The sequence below is a fragment of the Spiroplasma endosymbiont of Tricholauxania praeusta genome, assembly GCF_964019535.1.
In the GTDB taxonomy this organism is placed as follows: domain Bacteria; phylum Bacillota_I; class Bacilli_A; order Mycoplasmatales; family VBWQ01; genus Spiroplasma_E; species Spiroplasma_E ixodetis_A.
In genome coordinates this window covers 1,043,909-1,060,543 of record NZ_OZ026450.1, presented here as the reverse complement: position 1 = coordinate 1,060,543, position 16,635 = coordinate 1,043,909, and the positions used below count along the sequence as shown (strand labels likewise).

Genomic DNA, 16,635 nt, shown 5'->3' with positions numbered 1-16,635 from the left:
TAAAATAGTGCCGAGGATAAAGTACTGTTACATGAAATGCAAAAAATATGGAGGTAAATATGGCAAAACGAAAAATTGTCCTTGTTGGATGTGGAGCTGTTGGTAGTAGTTTTATTTACAGTGCCATTAATCAAGGTTTAGCCCAAGAATATGTATTAATTGATGCTTTTGAAGGTATAGCTGAAGGTAATGCGATTGATTTTGCTGATTGTCAAGCAGCTTTAGATCATCCTTTTATTTCAATTAAGGCGGGAAATTACAGCGATTGTAAAGATGCTGATATTATTGTTATTACTGCCGGAAGACCACAAAAAGATGGTGAAACAAGATTAAATATGGTAGCAGATAATGCCAAAATTATGAAGAGCATTGCTTTAGAAATTAAAAAATCAGTATTTAAAGGTGTTACTATTATTGCATCTAATCCTGTTGATATTATGACAACTGTTTATCAAAAAATTACACAATTTGATTATCATCAAGTATTAGGTTCTGGTACAATTTTAGATACCTTACGTTTACAATATTTAATTGGAGAAAAAATTGCAGTTAATCCAAAGTCAGTTGCTGCTTATGTAATTGGTGAACATGGTGATTCTTCAATGATTCCTTGAAGTTCGGTTTCGGTAGGTAATAAAACTATTTATCAACAAATTACTGAAGGTAGAATTAAAGAAAAAGATTTAGAAGAATTAAGAAAAGAAGTAGCACAAAGAGCTTATAAAATTATTAAATTAAAGCGTGCAACTTTTTATGGTATTGGTGCAGCATTGGCATTATTAGTAAGAAATATCCTTGAAGGACAAAATCACGTTTTAGTAGCAGGTGCTTATTTACAGGGAGAATATGGACAGCAAGGTTTTTATATTGGTGTACCAACAATACTTTACGAAAAAGGTTGAAAAAGAGTAGTTCAGTTACCATTAACGAAAGAAGAGCAAACGGCATTTGATAAATCTTGTGCAATTATTAAAGAAACTTTAGAAACAGCTTTTGCTGCTATTAAATAAAAGATAGGAGTAGTTTATTCGTGAATACAAGTGTAGAAAATATCAATAATGAAGAAACATTAACAAGTATTGAAACTTATATTGCTGTTTATAAGTATGCATTAAAGAAAGCAGAAAGTCCGTTATTAAAAACTTTTTTAATGGGTATTGCGGCTGGACTTTTTGTTGCTATTGCTTATATTGCGGCTATTTTTGGTAGTAGAGGATTAAGTGATAATGGTATTAAAAATTTAACATTTGGTTTTATTTTTACTTTAGCAATTACTATGATTGTCTTTATGGGTGGTGAACTTTTTACTTCTAATTCCATGATATTTATGCCATTAATAAAAAAACAAGTTAAGTTAACAAGAATGTTAATTAACTTATTAGTAGTATTAATTGGTAATTTTATAGGTTGTTTTATTCTTTCATTATTTACATGATGAGCAGGCTTTTTTGATAATCAAGCTTTTTTGGATAATGCTGTTAGTATTTTTAATCATAAATTAGTAATGTCTTGATGAAAAGCCTTTTTTAGTGGTATATTATGTAATTTTTTAGTAGCAGGAAGTGTTTATATTTCTCATGCCACTCGTTCATCTACTGCTAAATTTTTATTAATAGGATTAGTAATTATGGTTTTTGCCTTATCTGGTTTTTCTCACGTTGTAGCAAATTCTTATGTTTGAGGATTAGGGCCTTTATTTAATATTTATGGAATTCATAGTGGATTTAATGACTTTTTACAATTTGGTTATCAAGTACAACTTCCAACCTTATTTGGTAATTTTATTGGTGGTGGTATTTTATTACCTGGTATGTATTATTTAATCTTTAGAAAAGAATTACCAAAAATAACATTATAAATATATTATAAAAATTAATCCATTACTTTAGTTTTAAGTAATGGATTTATTAATTTTATGAAAATAAATTAATTGTAAATAGAAGTTATTTGATAAGTATATTTTAAAATTTGTTTCTTTATTTCATACAATAAAAGAAATTAACTATATTCGTGATGATGAAGTTATTATTAAGTCAGATAATGGAGACTATAGTCTTTTAGTAAGTAATTCCGATTTTACTATTAATAAATTATCGTGAACAGCAAAATATTTTTTTAAAACTAATAGAGAAGTTTGAGTAATTAAAGATGATAATAATCAAGTATTAATTTATGATTATGTAAGTAATACATATTCTGAATTAGATCTTTATGGAATTGATATTATTAGATTAAATAGTAAAACATATATTTTAAAAGAAGATAGTAAAAATATTCAAATTATTGATTCATCAGGTCAAGTTATTAAAGGAAAATATAATTTTGAAATTTCTGATGATTATGATTTATTGAATATTAATAGTCAATTATTACTTTTATTTGATCGACAACAAAAAATGACAGTTAGAATAATTGAGAGAAATCTTAATTCTGAAAATGAAGTAGTTGTATTAAAAACAATAAATTTAACTAATGAAATAAGTGAAATAAAATTATTAAATAATCAAGAAAATAAGGGTAAATCTTCAACTAATTTTTTCGTTAAAACATTAAATAATACAAATTATGTTCTTAATATTGATGCAAATATAAACAAAATTGAGAATTTAGAAGTTGATACTAAAAGTATTCCTGATGGAATGAATGGCGAAATTAATAGATATAATAAAACAGTTAGTATTTTTACACAGTATAAAACTGATGACTTATATTGATATCAAGTGTTTTAAATAATATTATTTAAATAATTACCTAGTTACTGATATTTTGTATTTTTAATATTAGTAACATTTTTTCATATAAGGAAGTTTAAAAATAATTCCTTTATTTAATTGAACTAACTATTTAATTATGCAATAATATTGTATTGTATATAACTCAATTATTATTAAGGAGGCGCACAATGCGTGATGGATTAACTTTAAGATGTGAAGTTTGCAAAGAAGAAAATTATATTGCTGATCGTAATAAAAAAACTAAGCCTGAAAAATTAGAAACAAAAAAACATTGTTCTCGTTGTAATCAACATACACTACATAAAGAAAAGAAATAAGTTTTACTTATTTCTTTTCTTTAATTTGCAGTACAATATACTTAGTTATTAATTAATGATTTATTAAAAGGATTGAATTTAAAATGAAAAATTTAAATAAAAAAGAAATTATTGAAACAATATTAACCAAAAATAAAATAGATGCTATGTTATTTTACTCTCCCGAAAATCGCTTTTGATATAGTGATTTTATTTCAACGTTAGGTTATTTATTGATTAGCAAAAATGATGCAAATTTATTATTAGATGGAAGATATATTACTGAGGGAAAAGAAAATGCCAAAAATGTTAAATGCATTCAATTTAGTAATATTTTTTCTTCGTTGAAAGATTTATTAAAATCACAAAAAATTAAAAAAATTGGTTTTGAAGCAGAATATATTACTATTGCTCAATTAGAAAGTTGAAAGCAAGAAATTAAAGATATTGAATTTGTTCCAATTTATGTTAGTTCATTAAGAATGATTAAAGATGAAATCGAAATTGCACGAATTGCAAAAGCTTGTGCTATTGGTGATTTGGCTTTTAATGAAGTTTTAAGCTTTATCCGACCTGGTGTTAGTGAAAAAGATGTTGAAGATATAATATTACGTTCATTTGTTAAAAATGGTGCAACAAAAGCATCATTTGATACTATTGTTGCTTCTGGAGAAAGAGGAGCAATGCCTCATGGTAAAGCTAGTAATAAAAAAATTGGCAATAATGAGTTAATTACTTGTGACTTTGGTTGTGTATATGAAGGTTTTTGTTCAGATATGACTAGAACTTTTGCGATTGGTAAAGTTAATCCAAAATTAATTGAAATTCATGAAATAGTTAAATCAGCACAAATGGCAGGAATTAAGGCTGTAAAACCAGGTATAGCTATTGGTGAAATTGATAAGATTTGTAGAGAATATATTAAAGAAAAGGGTTATGAACAATATTTTACTCATGGTACTGGTCATGGACTTGGTATTGAAATTCATGAATCGCCTTGAGTTATTAAAAATGAATCTACTATTTTAGTTCCAGGAATGGTTATTACTGTTGAACCAGGTATTTATATTCCTAATTTAGGTGGTGTTAGAATTGAAGATGATATTTTAGTTACCAAAGATGGTTATCAAATTTTAACAAAATCATCTCGTGAAATTGACATTTGAAAGGAGAAAAAATAAAAATGATTAACGTTAATGATTTTAAACCAGGAATTACTTTTTTACATAATAAAACTGATATTTTAATAGTTATTGAATCAGCACATTCTAAAAGTGGACGTGGACAAGCGCATGTGAAGATAAAAGCAAAAAATTTAAGGACACAAGCTATTATTAGTATTACTTTTACCGGTGGTGATACAGTTTATCCAGCTATTATTGATAAACGACCAGCAATTTATAGTTATGATGATGGTATGTATTCAGTTTTTATGGATAATGAAGATTATAATGAAATTAGGATTGATCAATCACGCTTATCATGAGAAAAAAAATTTTTAGTTCCTGGTAATGAAGTATCATTAAGGGTTTATAAAAATTTAGAAATATTAGGTATTGATTTACCTCCTTCGGTAGTATTAGCGGTTGTTGATGCTCCACCAGGAGTCAAGGGAAATAGTGTTTCTAATACGACAAAAACAGCTATTTTAGAAACTGGTTTACAATTACAAGTACCAATGTTTATTAATAATGGTGATAAAATTGTAGTAAGTACAGATGAAGGGAAATACAAAACTCGCGCTTAAGAAAGGTGAATATTATGGAAATACTTATTGAAGAAAGTAAAGTTGGAACATTAAAATTATCTTCGTTAGTTATTAAAAAATTTATTTATATGTTATTAATTAATGATAACTATCAATTAACATTAGAAGATGTTGAAGTTCTAATGTTAGAAACAAATGATATTACTGCTATTAATAATAATATTGTTGTGCGAATAAAATTAATTGTTAATCCAAATGAAGATTTAGTAAATTTAAAAAATAAAATTAATAATTTAATTTTAAGACGTACTGAATCAGCTTTAAATTTATTTTTATTAAATATTCATATAATATTTATTGCTAAAGCTAAGGAAGTAGAAATCAACAATGCAAGAACAAAAGAAGATAACCCAGCATCATAAAAGAATTGGCATGATGGAAGTATTATATCAATATTTCCTTGAAGGCCAATCACAACAAGCATTTAAACAATTTCTTTTTGAAGAAGAAGGTAAGAATTTAATTACTGAACAATGTGAGATATTAAATAAAATAATTGATTATGAATATGATTTAATAGATTTAATTAATAAAAATTTAAAACAAGGATGAGATTTTGAAAATTTAAAACCAATTGAACAAGCAATTTTAATTTTAGCAGTGTATGAAATTGTCCATACTAAAACAGATAAAAAAATTATTATTAATGAAGCTATTATTATAACTAAAGCTTATTGTCCAAATGATGCTTATAAATACATTAATGGTGTTTTAGATAAAATAAATAAGTAATTATAACTAGTATATGATTGAATTTAGTTAATAACTATATTTCTAATATAAATATATTATCTTATTTTAAAGATATTTTTTATGTTATAATGTAATATTTTTGTTCAATGTAACTATTTTTTAAAAATTAATAGTTAAAAAATAAAAAAATAAAGTATAATATACTTTAATAAACTTAATATAAGTTTTTACCCATTGTTTTTTTAAAGCAAATGGGTTCTTTTGTTTTTAAAAAGGAGAAGTATATATGCCATTAACTAAAGAAGAATCTTTTTTACTATTAGATAAAGAAATTAATAAATTAGATGAAAAAATATCTTATATTGATAAAAAAAATACAGAATTAAAATTAAATATTTCATTAATCGAAGAGGAGGAATTTTTTACATTAGATGAAGAAATCAATGAATTAACTGGACAAATATTTGATGAAGAAGATAAAAATATAAAATTAATAGGAGAAATTAAAGTATTAGAAAAAAATATTAAAGTTCTAGAAAAACAAAAAAACCAAAAAAATTGAAAACTAACTTTTTTAAATGTATTTACTTTTGGTATTTTTAAATATTATAAAAACAAAAATATTGATAAGCAAATTAAAGAAATAAAAATTAAGAGAGAATGTTTGAAACAAACGATAAATAATAATAAAAATATTATTAAATTGTTAAAAATTCAAAAATTAAAAATTATTAAAAAAACTAATATTCTTTTAAAAAACTTATTTTTTGTTAACAATCGATTAATTAAAATTAATAAAGAATTTTTTCAACAGTTAGATAATTTAAAAAATCAAATAGCAAAAATAGTAGATCCTATTAATAATGATTCTTCATTAGAACAAAATTCTTCTGGATATAATAGTGATGATGATAGTCATATTGAAGTACTTTCTGAATCTGAGAAAAAAGATGATATTTTAAAAATATCTTTAAATAAAAAAAGTATCTTTAGTGAAGAAATAGAAGTAGATGTTACTGTTAATAAATTAAATTTTAATGATGATGATAGTGATATTGAAGTACTTTCTGAATCCGAGCAAGAAGATGATATATTTTTAAGTAAAGATAGTGGTTTTAATGAAGATGATGATAGTGATATTGAAGTACTTTCTGAGTTAGAACAAGAAAATGATAATGTAAAAATATATTCAAAGTCAAGCACTATCAATTTTGAAAGACAATTATCAGATATACCAGAAGAAGAAATTACAATAACATCTTCAAGTAAAGATAGTGGTTTTAATGAAGATGATGATAGTGATATTGAAGTACTTTCTAAATCAGTGGAAGAAGAAGATGCTAAAATATTTGGAAGTTGTTGTTTTAGTCAAAATTTAATAAATAATTTCGCGAAAAGTTTTTCTACAGTACCTCCTATTTTACAAAAAAGTATTTTAACTAGTTAAAATACTTTTTTTAAAACATATTAGTGAAAAAAATAAAAATAATAATTAAAAATAAAAAAGTAAGTATAATTTAGTTTATAAACTAAATATAGTTTTTAACCTATTGCTTTATTTATAAGTAAATGGGTTTTTTTAATTTTTAAAGGAGAAAAAAATGTTAATCGAAAAAATTAATATATTAAAAAAAGCAAAAGAAGAATTGGATAAAGAAATATTTTTTATTGAGAAAAAAAGTGAAGAAATAGTTGAGCAAATTGAATCTTTAGAAAATAAAATTAAACGTTTAAAAAAATTAAAAAAATCAAAAAAAATACAACTATTTTCAAATATTAATAAACAAATTAAAAAAACAGAATTAAATATAAAAACTTTAATAGAAGAAATTGATGAAAATGAAAAAAATGCACAACCATTTAAAAATTCAAAATTAAATATTTTAAAAGAAATTATTGATTTACAAGGTCAGTTATATGAAAATGAAGTTAAGAGATATAAAGAAATATTTGAACAATTAGATTCTATTTTAAAAAATAAAAACTTTGAAGAATTAGAACATTCTATATATCCATCTAAGAAAAATCCTTTTGAAGAAGATGGTGATACAGAATTATTTGATAGTATTAGTTTGTCAGCAACTCAAATTAAGGATTTAGAACAAAAAATATTTGATTTTGAAGAAAAAAATAAAGAAATATTAGATAAAATTGATTTACTTGAATGTGATATTCAAGATTTAAGAGAAAAAAAAGCAGAAAAAAATTGACAAATAACTTTTGTAAATACTATTAGTTTTGGTATTTTTAAATATGTTAGAAACAAAAAAGTTAATAAAGAAATTAAAAAAATAAAATTGAAAACAAGAAATTTAAGAGAAGAAATAAATGAAAATGAAAAAAATATTAAACCACTTAAAGTTTTAAAATTAAATATTTTTGAAAATATTATTAATTTACAAGTCAGTTTGATTAATAAAATTACAAATGAAAAAAATGAAGAAATTTTTAATAAATTAAATTTAATTTCAGAAAATGAAATATCAAAGCAATTTGATGAAAAGAATCCTTTTTCTAGTAAAAAAGAATTAATTTCAAGAGTTAATAGTCAATATAGTGAACTTGGTTTTGAAACAGATATTGAAAAAAATCAATCTTGTTTTAGTTTGCCAAATGAAGATAAAACAGAAGAAAAATTAAGTTCTTCTTTGAGATCAATAAATTCTTTATAAGAAAAAAAGATTTTAGTTAAGAATGGATTTAAAAAGTTATTATTTAAAATAACTTTTTAAATTTATATATTAAATATAATTAATTATCAATGATATTATTGGCAATTAAATATAATAAATAAGTAACATTATGTACTTATTTATTTCAATGTTATAATTATTTTAAGATTAAATTTAAAAATATATAATTAGATTGGAAGTAAAAAATGATTCCCGAATATCGATTATTTAACCATCTTTTGCTTTTAAAAAGTAATTATTTTTTTAAGCGCGAAATTAAAAAAAAATTAGGTCATTTAAAAGCAAAAGATTATCGTAATACTTATAACTTAATATTTAATAGTAATCAAAATTTAATGTTTATGAAAATAATAAGTGTTTATTTATATTTCAATAAAATTTCTTATAAAGAATATTTAAGATTAGTTGCAAATTTTATATTAACTATTTCTGCTTTAATTCCTACTTTTAAGCGTCAAGAAAAACAGTTAGATGATTATCAAAATGCCAAGGAACTTTTATTATTACTTGGATGTAAAGATCAGATAAAAGTTTGGTTTGATGATACTTCAAAAGTAGTATTACCTGATTTTTTGATAAATAATTCTAATTTTAAAAAAGAAAGTTTGCTAATAATTAAAAGATTGGTAAATATTAGTGGTAATATTTTTATTAATTTAACTAAGAATGAAACAAACATAAAAAATAATTTTGAGTTTGGAAGTTTATTAATGTTATTTTATTTGTTGGATTTAGAAACTAGAAAAACATTGCTGACAAAAGATAGTACTGATTTAAATTTAAAAGCTTTTTTTTCATATGAAACTTTATTTACTAATAAGTTGATAATTTTAGATGAATTGGTTAAATGCGCTATGCGCTTAGAACAAACTAATTTTAATTTTTATATTAGAATAATGAATTATTCTTTGTTAGGAAATTATCAATAAATTAAGGAGAAAAAATATGAATAATTATGATGTAAAAGTTGATAATATTAAAAGTAAATTTTTAAATATTAATAAAGATATTATTATTGCTTTACCTTCTATTTATGATCAAAATATTGCTTATGAAGTTTATTTAGTTTTTGATGGTAAAGATATGTTACTTAATAGTAATAGTAATATTTTATTTAAAAATAATAGTAATTGTATTTTTATTGGTATTGGTAGTACCAATAATATGACTCGTTTTAATGATTTAGCAACTTATACCAATGATGATGTAAAAATATTAATGACAAAATATTTTCCTGAATTAAAAAAAAGTAACATTGATTTTCTTGGTGGTAATGGTAAAAATTACTTAGAATTTATTATTAATGAGGTTATACCATTTGTTATTAAAAAGTTTAATTTAAAAATTAAAAATTTAAATGCCATTGGTTGTTCTTTGGGGGCATATTTTTGTTTACAAATGTTATATTTATCAAAATTACAATTTACAAAATTATTATTATTTTCGCCAGCAATTTGATTTAATTCACAAATTATTGAAGATTTAAAAACTAAAGTTTTAAATAATAATCAACCTTTAATAGTTGAACTATGGGTAGGAAAAAAAGAACCAAAGTTTTTTGAAGGCAAATTAGTAACAAATTATGAAAGTAATACTATTGAATTAAAAAAAATATTAACTAATAGAAAAATTACTACTAATCTAGTAATTGATGAAAATGGTGCTCATGGTTTTAAATGATGAATTAAATATATTAATGAAAATCCTTTAATTCTTATTAGCTAATTGAAACTATGGTTTTTCTTTTTTTCTAAAAATATTATTAATTTTTAGAATTAAAATAATACTTGCAAAAAATAATACAATAGTATTAGTTGTAATAATAGCAGGTTGATTAGACAATATTGCAAAAATAATTCATGTTATTGCTGATAGTACAAAAATAATATACATATATAATGATAATGATTTTGTATCTCTGGTGCGAATTATTTTAAAACTTTGGGGAATTAAAACAATACTAGTTAAAATTGCTCCAATTCAAGATAAAATATTAATTGTAAGTTCCATATCTTTCTCTCCTAAATTCTTACTATATTTTAGTATTCTAAATTTTATTATAAGATATTAATGGTTAAGTTGATAGTAAAAATAATAATTTTAAGTATAATTATTTTAATAAATTAATATATGGGAGGAAAAATGAGCAGAAATAATAGTATTATAAAGTTTAATGAGAATGAATTAAAAATTATTAAAGAAAATATACATTCAATTTATAACAAGATTTTAAATACTTCCTTTAAGCGAATGTTTATAAGCAATGTATATAAAATTATTGCTTATATTATTTTGGCATTAGGTTTTTTTATTATTATGTTAGGGATAATTTTTCTGAGTAGTTTATTACCTGAAAAAGTGTCTAGCACATTTTATTTAGTAATAGTTATTATTGGTATTATTTTTATTTTAGTTGGAACATTGTTAGTAACAGTTGGACAAACTTTTTCCAAAAAAATAAAACGAGAATTTTTAGAATATAATATTAATTATTTAAAAATGGCAGTTAATTCTACTTTTAAAGTAGTTGAAATTACTAATGTTACTAAGAATTTTACCATTGTACCACAAAAATTCTTAGTTATTGGTAGTGATTTTAATCATCGTGTTTGAACTGAAAAAGTTATTATTGGTAGTATTAATGATAAAAATTTTAATTGTGGAACAATGTTAGAAAAGATTACTAGAACTTACAAGACAGGAAAAACTACAACTACTAGTACTACATATAATCGATATCTTTATTTTACGTGTTTAATTGATATACAAGATGTAATAACAACGATTGTTCCTGAAACATTAGGTTCAAGAATTATGGGTTCAAATCGTGGTGATCAACTTGAATCAGCAGCATTTGAAAAGTTATTTGCTCTTGATTATAGTGATCCAATTAAGTTAAGAAAGTTATTAGTGCCGAAAGTAATGAGCAAAATGGTTGATTTAGCAAATGCACAAGAAAAAATACTACGTATTTATGTTAATAAAAATCAAGTCACTCTAATGTTTCCTTATATGAATATTGGTTCTGATAATAGTTCTACTGCTAATTTATTAAATTTAGTTATTGCTAATAGTGAAGAAAAATTATTAGAAAATATTGTTGAAATGTTAAATTTTACATTAGATATTATAATAAACTCTTATCAATGAGTAGTAAGTTTAGATTTAAGTAAGGGATTATTATTTAAATAATTAAAAAATATTAAAAGTGATTGGGATTCCCAATCACTTTTAAATTTAGATTATTAATCTTGTCATTTTAATTTGCGAGCAGCAATTCCCATAAAAATTGCTAGTATTATTAAACTAATACCTCCATATAAATACATTTCTCATGTCATTTTAAATGTTCCATTTCAACATTCAAAGTAAGGTAAAGTAGAGTATTTAAATGGTGAGAAATAACTAATAATATTTAATACTTTACTACTTGTAATTCAATCAATAGGCATAATTGAGCCACTTAAGTAAGCAACAGGTAAATATAATACGTTAGCAACAGCAATAAATGAAGTAATAGTTTTAAATAATGATGCTAACATTATTCCCAAACCAATAGTAGTAATAAAAATAATAATAATTCATGGAATCGAAGCAACAATTTGAGTAGGAAGAGCAATAACACTTCAGCCATACGTACCACCAAAGTAAATGCCACCTCATAATAATGTTCATAAGAAAGAAATTATTGAAGCAAATACACCGATGATAATTACAGCAGTAACAAAAAATAAGGGATGAATATTAGTTGCACCAATTCTTTTTAGTAATACAGATAATTTAAATTCAATAATTGTTTGAGGAATAATAAATATTCCAACTGAAATAATATTAACAATCGCAATACCAGCAATCATTTGTTTAACGGCAGTAATGGTGCCAGCAACATCAGCACCAGTATGCCGTATTGATTCTCCTTGAATTCCCAAGATTAGAATTGGATAAACAATTAGAAAAAATGGGACAAAGAAGCCTTTTAGATAATATTTAAACATTAAATTCAATAACGGTATTTGTTTAGAAGGGCGTGTTTTTGCGGCATTTACAATTTTGTTTGGATCTTGCTGACCTTTTTTCTTAGATAATGCTTCTTTTTCTGCAGCAATAGTAGTTTTTTTATATTTTTGAAATTGTTGAGATGTATAGTTATGAACTGAACCATATTCTTTAACAACCTCTTTAACAGTCCGTTTTTCAATAATGTCACCATCGTGCATATAAATGATACGTGTACAGAAATGTTCAATTTCACTCATGTTATGAGTAACTAAAATCATTGCTACATTTTTTTCAACAATATTTTTTTGTAAAAAATCAAATATTTCTTCCTTAACTTCAATATCTAAACCAGTTGATACTTCATCTAAAATAACCAAGTCAGGTTTATGAATAACGCTTAATAATATATTAAGTCGTTGTTGTTGACCACCAGATAGAAACATAATATTTTTATTTTTAGCAGCTGATAATTGATAGGTATTTAATAATTCATTTAATTGACCAACATTGATTTCGATATTAAATGTTTCTAAATAATAAGTAAGCATATCCATAACAGTAATCCCTGGTGGATATTTTGATTCTTGAAATTGGAAACCAATAACAATACCTTCTTTTTTTTCAATAACTCCTGAAGTTGCATGTCTAATACCAGCAATAATTTCTGTCAGTGTTGACTTACCACTACCATTTGCACCAATGATTCCAATTCGCTCACCAGCTTTAATTTGAATATTTAATTTATTTAAAACCGTTTTATCACCGTATACTTTAACAATGTCAGTAGCATTAATTAGAAAGTCACTATTTTTAATTCTTTTTTCATGTGTTGTTTCTGTTAAATTTGTTTTGGTTTCTTTTTCTAACATTTTTTATTTGCTCTCCTTTCAATTTAAACTACTATTTTCACTATCTAAATTTGGTTCTAATAAATCATTATATATCATCTTGCTGCTGTTAACAATTAAAATATGAGTAAATCATTTTTTATTTTTAGTTAAGTAATATTGTTAATATTTTTTAAATATGTTTTTAAAAGTTATCTTTTTTATAAAAATTTCAATTAATAGCATTATTTATAACACTATTTTAAAATAGTGTATTATTACGATAATATTAAAAAAATATAAGTTTTTAACCCTTTACTTTATTTTTGAAAGTAAGTGGTTTTTTTATTTCTAAAAAGAAAGGATAGTATAAATTATGAAAATTTTTAATCCAAATTATTGATTTAAAGTATGAACGTTAACTGTTTTTAGTTTTGACCAACAAAATAAAAAAACACATGATCTATCAATAGCAATACCTATGACAAATAATGAAATGATAACAAGAAATCAATTGTTAATTGATAATAAAAATATTACAACGATATTAGATTTTAATTTAAATAGAATTAAAAGGGAAACTAATTCAATTGATAATATAAATATAATGAAAATTTATGAATTAAATTTATTACAAATTCAAGCATTAACAAAAGAACAAATTCAAAACATTCAAGTATGAGATATTACAATAATTAGAGAAAAACAAATATCATGATTTAAACCAGAGCAAATTTCATGATTCAAATCATGACAAATTTCAGAATTTACAGAAAAACAAATACAATCATTTACCAAAAAACAAATGAAATCGCTTGAACCATCTCAAATTCAAGCATTTACACCAATTCAAATTCCATGATTTAAACTAGAACAAATCCCATGATTTACTTCAGAACAAGTCCAGTATTTTACACAAAAACAGATTCAATCCTTTACAGAAGAACAAATTAACAAGTTTACACCAGAAAAAACTAAATTATTTTTATGAGAAGTTTTTTGATTAACACCGACACAATTTTCAGAAATAGCACCAGAGCAAATTTCAAAAATTTCTCTAGAACATTTTTTATTATTAACAATTTCTCAAATTAAAGCATTGACCCCAATACAAATTAAAGCATTAACAAAAGAACAAATTCAAATTTTTACAATACAACAAATTAAAGCATTAACAGAAGAACAAATTAAATCATTAACAAGAGAACAAATTGAAGTTTTTACAATACAACAAATTAAAGCATTGACCCCAATACAAATTAAATTTTTTAAACCAGAACAAATATCATGATTTAAACCAAAACAAATTTCAAAATTTACAGAAGAACAAATTTCAGAATTTACGGAAAAACAAATTCAAGAGTTTTTACCACTACAAATTAGATCATTGACCCCAGTACAAGTTAAATCATTGACGAAACAACAAGTAAGTTCATTTTATTTATGACAAATTTTAGAATTAAAACCAAGTCAATTAGTGCAACTATCACCATTGAAAAAACAATATTTTACATCAATTATAAATGGTAATAGTTTTAACATTAAAACATGAGATGGTAAAATTAAAAGTTGTATACATGAAGCAGGACATATTATGAATGATTTTAATTCTGATTTTTTTAAAGATTTTATTATTTCAATGGAAGTTTTTAATAGAGAACACGTTACAGGAATAACCAAACTTAATATTACTGGCAATATAACAGATGTTGAAAATATACAATATATATATTCTTGACTTAGATCTGTACTTGGTGGTGCTTCAGCTGAAATAGTTATGAAATATCCGTACCCTTATCGTCGTAATGGTCATGAAGTAGCGCCAAATATAAAAATAGTGCATGAAATGTTAGTAATAAAAAGAAGGCAAATTTCAAATTTAGATTTTCAAATTTTAATTGAATAATTAAAAAAGGATTCAATAAAAGTAATAGAAGATAATAAAATAGCATTTAGTAAAATAATCGAAATATGTAGTATTTTCAGTAAAATTACTAAAGAAGAAATTGAATATATTTTTAAATATAAAAGTTTGCCAGTAATAGTCGAAAATATAAAAAGTCAAATTCAACAACGTATAGATAATATTGATTGAAATGAAATAAATTCATTTCAATTACAAAGTATAAAAAAAGTATTAGTAAATGCCAAAGATAATTTTGTTGGAAATGAATGATTATTATTTTTAGCTTGTGTTATTTTTTGTTTCAATGGGGTTTGGTTTTGTTTATAATAAACCATTTTCTTTAAAATCACAAATCGATAAAACAATAGCAGAAAATAATTTAGAGAATTTAACAGAGTTAGTTACTATTGAACGACAATTTCATCAAACAGAACTAAATATGAAAACAGTATCTCTAATTAATAATGTAAGTAATGAAGATTTAGATCAACATCAAAAAGAAATTGAACAAGAAATAAAGCATCATAAAGGAGAAATAATTCCTTTATTACAAGATGAAATAATTTCAATAAATAATGTTGATTTGCAAAATCAACATTCAATAAGTGAACATAGTAGATTGTTATTTACTTAAATGGTTTTAATAATTATTATCATTAAAATTAGAATATATGTCATTAATTTAATTAATAACAAAATATTTAATGAAAAATATTTGTCAATATCGAGTGAAAATTTCCCAAAATACTTATCAAAAAAACTAAATTATTTTGGGAAATTTAAACTATTTCAGTAAAATACACAAATTTTAAATAATCCTGAAAATTTTAGTTTCTATTTTTTATAATATAGAAATATTTAATATTTAAAAATTTATTAATTATAATATTGTTAAAAACTAAATATAGTTTTTAACCCATTGTTTTATTTTTAAACAAATAGGTTTTTATTTTGAAAGGATAGTTTATATGGAGACCAATTCATGAAATGATAGTATGCTATCGGTAATTATTAATAACATAACTACTTTACCATCGGTAATCTCAACTCCTGTATCAAAAATATTCAATAAAATAACAACAACTGAAATGACAAATTTCAATAATCAAACTAATAATGCTAATAATACTAGTACTGAACTTTTTGAAACAAAAAAAGATATATGAACAAATATTAAAAATTATTTAACTAATTTTTATGAGTCAGATTATTTTTGACCAACAACAGGTTTTATTGGTTATGGATTAATTACAACATCAATTATTATTGGTTATTGTATTTATAATTGTAAAATAAATAACAATAAAAAAAACTTATTAAAAGAACTTGAAAAAGAAGAAATAAATTCAATGGAGTTGACAAATCAACCTTCAACTAGTGGATATAATAATCGTGCTTTTTTTGCCTAAATTTTTTCAATTAACAATGAAAGTTCTTTTTTTCTAGTATTTTATAAAATACTAGAAAAAAATAAAAAAAGAGTTACTAATGCTCTTGGATTTCAAAAAGACAAATCAAAAGTAAACAGTGAAGCTTCAACAAGCAAAAGTCAAAGTTCTAGTAGAAAATCACAAAAAAATGTAAAAGAGGAAGATATTGAATTTGTAATCTCTTTATATCTTTAAAATCAATTTTAAAGCACCAAATTTGCTCATATACAAACATTTTAAAAATTTATATGGTTTAGTATTCAAAAAATGTAAATCTTATATAACTTT

The 16,635-nt window shown here is 22.8% G+C and carries 18 protein-coding genes; 16 read left to right on the top strand and 2 right to left on the bottom strand.

All coding sequences use genetic code 4. The features are described 5' to 3' along the window. The first annotated feature begins 59 nt into the window (after positions 1–59). The 12 genes from AACK96_RS05800 to AACK96_RS05745 all read left to right on the top strand — a co-directional run bounded on the left by AACK96_RS05800 (position 60) and on the right by AACK96_RS05745 (position 9,910). Positions 60–1,010, top strand: coding sequence for an L-lactate dehydrogenase (locus AACK96_RS05800; protein ID WP_338973806.1), 951 nt, complete (start codon positions 60–62; stop codon positions 1,008–1,010). 20 nt (positions 1,011–1,030) lie between these two features. Next, the gene (locus AACK96_RS05795) at positions 1,031–1,858 is read left to right on the top strand and encodes a formate/nitrite transporter family protein (protein WP_338973805.1); all 828 of its coding nucleotides are present in this window, start codon (positions 1,031–1,033) and stop codon (positions 1,856–1,858) included. 490 nt (positions 1,859–2,348) lie between these two features. Continuing rightward, positions 2,349–2,729 (top strand): hypothetical protein, encoded by a 381-nt coding sequence (locus tag AACK96_RS05790; RefSeq protein ID WP_338973804.1) that lies wholly within the window; start codon positions 2,349–2,351, stop codon positions 2,727–2,729. Between the two features lie 173 nt (positions 2,730–2,902). Then, the gene (rpmG, locus tag AACK96_RS05785) at positions 2,903–3,052 is read left to right on the top strand and encodes a 50S ribosomal protein L33 (RefSeq protein ID WP_174481164.1); all 150 of its coding nucleotides are present in this window, start codon (positions 2,903–2,905) and stop codon (positions 3,050–3,052) included. Positions 3,053–3,135: 83 nt separating this feature from the next. After that, entirely contained in the window at positions 3,136–4,212 is a 1,077-nt protein-coding gene (locus tag AACK96_RS05780) for a M24 family metallopeptidase (RefSeq protein ID WP_338973802.1), read from the top strand. A gap of 2 nt (positions 4,213–4,214) precedes the next feature. Next, entirely contained in the window at positions 4,215–4,778 is a 564-nt protein-coding gene (gene efp / locus AACK96_RS05775) for an elongation factor P (RefSeq protein WP_338973800.1), read from the top strand. 14 nt (positions 4,779–4,792) lie between these two features. Further along, on the top strand, positions 4,793–5,161 hold the full coding sequence (locus AACK96_RS05770) for a hypothetical protein (RefSeq protein ID WP_338973798.1): 369 nt from the start codon (positions 4,793–4,795) through the stop codon (positions 5,159–5,161). Beyond that, positions 5,127–5,531, top strand: coding sequence for a transcription antitermination factor NusB (gene nusB / locus AACK96_RS05765; protein WP_338973796.1), 405 nt, complete (start codon positions 5,127–5,129; stop codon positions 5,529–5,531). Before AACK96_RS05770 ends, nusB begins: the two co-directional genes overlap by 35 nt. Before the next feature lie 247 nt (positions 5,532–5,778). Continuing rightward, positions 5,779–6,939: a hypothetical protein gene (locus AACK96_RS05760; protein WP_338973794.1), complete on the top strand. Its 1,161-nt coding sequence runs from the start codon at positions 5,779–5,781 to the stop codon at positions 6,937–6,939. A 154-nt stretch (positions 6,940–7,093) separates the two neighbouring features. Next, entirely contained in the window at positions 7,094–8,164 is a 1,071-nt protein-coding gene (locus AACK96_RS05755; protein ID WP_338973792.1) for a hypothetical protein, read from the top strand. Between the two features lie 206 nt (positions 8,165–8,370). Then, complete coding sequence (locus AACK96_RS05750; protein WP_338973790.1) at positions 8,371–9,114, top strand: hypothetical protein; 744 nt, start codon at positions 8,371–8,373, stop codon at positions 9,112–9,114. 16 nt (positions 9,115–9,130) lie between these two features. After that, complete coding sequence (locus tag AACK96_RS05745) at positions 9,131–9,910, top strand: alpha/beta hydrolase-fold protein (protein WP_338973788.1); 780 nt, start codon at positions 9,131–9,133, stop codon at positions 9,908–9,910. Positions 9,911–9,916: 6 nt separating this feature from the next. On the opposite strand, the gene AACK96_RS05740 is transcribed toward AACK96_RS05745, so the two are convergent. Next, positions 9,917–10,195, bottom strand: coding sequence for a SemiSWEET family sugar transporter (locus AACK96_RS05740; RefSeq protein WP_286641432.1), 279 nt, complete (start codon positions 10,193–10,195; stop codon positions 9,917–9,919). 132 nt (positions 10,196–10,327) lie between these two features. On the opposite strand from AACK96_RS05740, the gene AACK96_RS05735 reads away from it, so the two are divergent. Further along, positions 10,328–11,377, top strand: a complete 1,050-nt coding sequence (locus tag AACK96_RS05735; protein ID WP_338973786.1) for a DUF3137 domain-containing protein — start codon at positions 10,328–10,330, stop codon at positions 11,375–11,377. Positions 11,378–11,430: 53 nt separating this feature from the next. Here the strand turns inward: AACK96_RS05735 and AACK96_RS05730 are convergent, their stop codons facing one another. Then, positions 11,431–13,053, bottom strand: a complete 1,623-nt coding sequence (locus AACK96_RS05730; protein ID WP_338973784.1) for an ABC transporter ATP-binding protein/permease — start codon at positions 13,051–13,053, stop codon at positions 11,431–11,433. A gap of 334 nt (positions 13,054–13,387) precedes the next feature. Between AACK96_RS05730 and AACK96_RS05725 the strand changes: the two genes are divergently transcribed. The 3 genes from AACK96_RS05725 (at position 13,388) to AACK96_RS05715 (ending at position 16,326) form a co-directional block, all read left to right on the top strand. After that, positions 13,388–14,917 (top strand): hypothetical protein, encoded by a 1,530-nt coding sequence (locus AACK96_RS05725; RefSeq protein ID WP_338973783.1) that lies wholly within the window; start codon positions 13,388–13,390, stop codon positions 14,915–14,917. A 286-nt stretch (positions 14,918–15,203) separates the two neighbouring features. Continuing rightward, complete coding sequence (locus AACK96_RS05720) at positions 15,204–15,551, top strand: hypothetical protein (protein ID WP_338973781.1); 348 nt, start codon at positions 15,204–15,206, stop codon at positions 15,549–15,551. A gap of 361 nt (positions 15,552–15,912) precedes the next feature. Next, the gene (locus tag AACK96_RS05715; RefSeq protein WP_338973439.1) at positions 15,913–16,326 is read left to right on the top strand and encodes a hypothetical protein; all 414 of its coding nucleotides are present in this window, start codon (positions 15,913–15,915) and stop codon (positions 16,324–16,326) included. The last annotated feature ends 309 nt before the right edge of the window (positions 16,327–16,635 follow it).